The sequence below is a fragment of the Neisseria sp. P0021.S006 genome (assembly GCF_051956895.1).
Map to the genome: position 1 here is coordinate 1 of NZ_JBQCWZ010000108.1, position 2,770 is coordinate 2,770.

General features: G+C 50.5%; 2 protein-coding genes. Both read left to right on the plus strand.

The window, feature by feature from the left end:
• Positions 1-89 precede the first annotated feature (89 nt).
• Complete coding sequence (locus ACTHUM_RS11180) at positions 90-1,733, plus strand: lactate permease LctP family transporter (protein WP_070461656.1); 1,644 nt, start codon at positions 90-92, stop codon at positions 1,731-1,733.
• A 197-nt stretch (positions 1,734-1,930) separates the two neighbouring features.
• Positions 1,931-2,770 (plus strand): IS630 family transposase gene (locus ACTHUM_RS11185; protein ID WP_440402902.1). Its coding sequence is split into 2 segments (ribosomal slippage), with 841 coding nucleotides annotated over them: positions 1,931-2,246 and positions 2,246-2,770; the frame shifts between segments, so codons are not numbered across the junction. This gene is flagged as partial in the annotation.

A 2,770-nucleotide genomic window follows, 5' to 3' on the forward strand; every position in this document is an offset into this window, starting at 1 on the left:
ATTAAAGTTTCGTAAAGTGTCCTCCGTTCAAAAAATTGGTTTTACCAATTTAGGAAAGTATATTAGAAAAATATTCGGAGATTTTCCCAATGGAAACTTGGATTCAAAACTATACCGCAGTGGGCGGCAGCCTGTATTTGACGGCAGCCGTCGCCCTCCTGCCCATTATCTTTTTCTTTGTTGCACTGACCGTCTTGAAGCTCAAGGGTTATCAGGCGGGGCTTTATACGCTGCTGATTGCACTTGGCGTTGCCGTATTAGGTTTCGGAATGCCTGCGGGCATGGCGGTTTCTTCCGCGCTGTACGGCTTTGCCTACGGTTTGTGGCCGATTGCATGGATTATCGTTACTGCTGTGTTCCTGTATAAAATTACTGTGAAAACAGGGCAGTTCGACATCATCCGCGCTTCCGTGATTTCGATTACCGAAGACCAACGCCTGCAAATGTTGCTGGTTGGCTTCTCCTTCGGCGCATTCCTCGAAGGTGCGGCAGGCTTCGGCGCGCCGGTGGCGATTACCGCCTCGTTGTTGGTGGGCTTAGGCTTTAACCCGCTCTACGCCGCCGGTTTGTGTTTGATTGCCAATACCGCACCCGTGGCTTTCGGTGCGATGGGTATTCCAATCTTGGTTGCCGGTCAAGTGTCCAACCTCGACCCTTACCACATCGGTCAGGTCGCCGGCCGCCAACTGCCGATCCTGTCGATTATCGTTCCTTTCTGGTTGGTCGCCATGATGGACGGTATGCGCGGCATACGCCAAACTTGGCCTGCCGTATTGGTGGCAGGCGTGTCTTTCGCCACTACCCAGTTCATTACCGCCAACTTCATCGGCCCCGAGTTACCCGACGTGACCTCCGCATTGGTCAGCCTGGTCTGCCTGTCTGCCTTCCTGAAAAAATGGCAGCCTAAAGAAATCTTCACCTTCAACGGCATGAAAAAACCGTCCGAACGCAAAGCGGGCGAATACACTGCCGGGCAAATCATCAAAGCCTGGTCGCCTTTCGCCATCCTGACCGTTTTCGTCAGCGTGTGGACGATTAAGGGTGTTAAAGAGGCTTTGGGCGTTGCCACCATCAAATTCGACTGGCCGATGCTGCACAACTTGGTACAAAAAGCCGCGCCCATCGTCAGCGAACCGACACCATACGCCGCCGTGTTCAAAATTGACCTCCTCGGCGCAGTCGGTACGGCAATCCTGTTTGCTTCCATCGTTTCCGCCGCTTTGCTGAAAATGAAACCCTCCGAAGCCGTCAGCACTTTCTTTGAAACGCTCAAAGAACTGCGCCTGTCCATCCTGTCTATCGGCTTGGTACTTGGCTTTGCATTCGTGGCAAACTATTCAGGCCTGTCGTCCACATTGGCACTCGTCCTCGCCGCCACCGGCACCGTGTTCCCGTTCTTCTCGCCGTTCCTCGGCTGGCTGGGCGTATTCCTGACCGGTTCGGACACCTCCGCCAACGCGCTCTTCGGTTCGCTGCAAGCCAGCACCGCGCATCAAATCAACGTCGTACCCGAGCTGACCGTCGCTGCCAACACCACCGGCGGCGTGACCGGCAAAATGATTTCGCCGCAATCCATCGCCATCGCCTGCGCGGCAGTCGGTCTGGAAGGCAAAGAATCCAACCTGTTCCGCTTCACCGTGAAACACAGCTTGATTTTCTGTACCTTCGTCGGCCTGCTGACCCTGCTGCAAGCTTATGTTTTGCCGTGGACGCTGGTTTTCTTCAACAAATAAGCCAACCGGCTTGAAATAAAAGGTCGTCTGAAATCCAATTTGGGTTTCAGACGACCTTTTTGTCGTTGTGGGCGTGATCGGGTTTACCGTCATTTCCGTTTCGTTTAAACAGTAGGGGAATGCGTGAATCGAAGATGGCTTAAGTTATAGTCAATTAAAAACAAAATGGTACAATACTCAACTTTGAAGGTTTAACCATGGCATACTCTGCGGACTTAAGAAACAAAGCTTTAAACTATTACGAACAATGCAAAAACATCAGCCAAACCGCAGCAACGTTTAACTTGTCAAGAAACACGCTTTACCTGTGGATTCGCCTTAAAAAACAAACAGGCAGCCTAAAACATCAAGTTACCGGTCTAAATGCCGTCAAATTGGATAGGCAAAAACCGGCTCAATATGTTGGGCAACACCAGGATGCCTATCTGCATAAAATCGCCAAACATTTTGATTGTACGCCAGCCGCCGTTTGCTATGCACTCAAACAGATGGGGATGACGCGCAAAAAAAGACCACCACTTACAAAGAACAAGATCCGGCCAAAGTAACGCATTATTTGACACAGCTGGCCGAATTTTCCGACTACCAACGCGTTTATTTGGATGAAACAGGATTTGACCGCTACCTGTTCCGTCCCTATGCCCGCAGCCTGAAAGGGCAAATAGTGAAAGCGCAGATAAGTGGAAAAAGATACCGACGCTTATCTCTGGTGTCCGCACAAGTCGGCAACCGGCTGATTGCTCCGATGGTTTATCAAAATACGATGACCGGAGTCTTTTTTGAAGCGTGGTTTCAGCAATGCCTACGGCCCGCATTGACTCAAAAATCGGTGATTATTTTAGATAATGCGCGATTTCACCGTATGGGTGTCTTACGGGAAATGGCGGAAAAATTGGGACATAAGGTATTGCCTCTTGCACCTTATTCACCTGAGCTCAACCCGATTGAGAAGGTGTGGGCGAATATTAAGCGGTATCTGCGAACCGTATTGTCTGGTTACGCCCGATTTGACGATGCGTTGCTGTTTTATTTTGATT

Bases quoted from the DNA above. Each gene is read 5' to 3' on its own strand.
- ACTHUM_RS11180 (WP_070461656.1), top strand. From the start codon at position 90: ATGGAAACTTGGATTCAAAACTATACCGCAGTGGGCGGCAGCCTGTAT.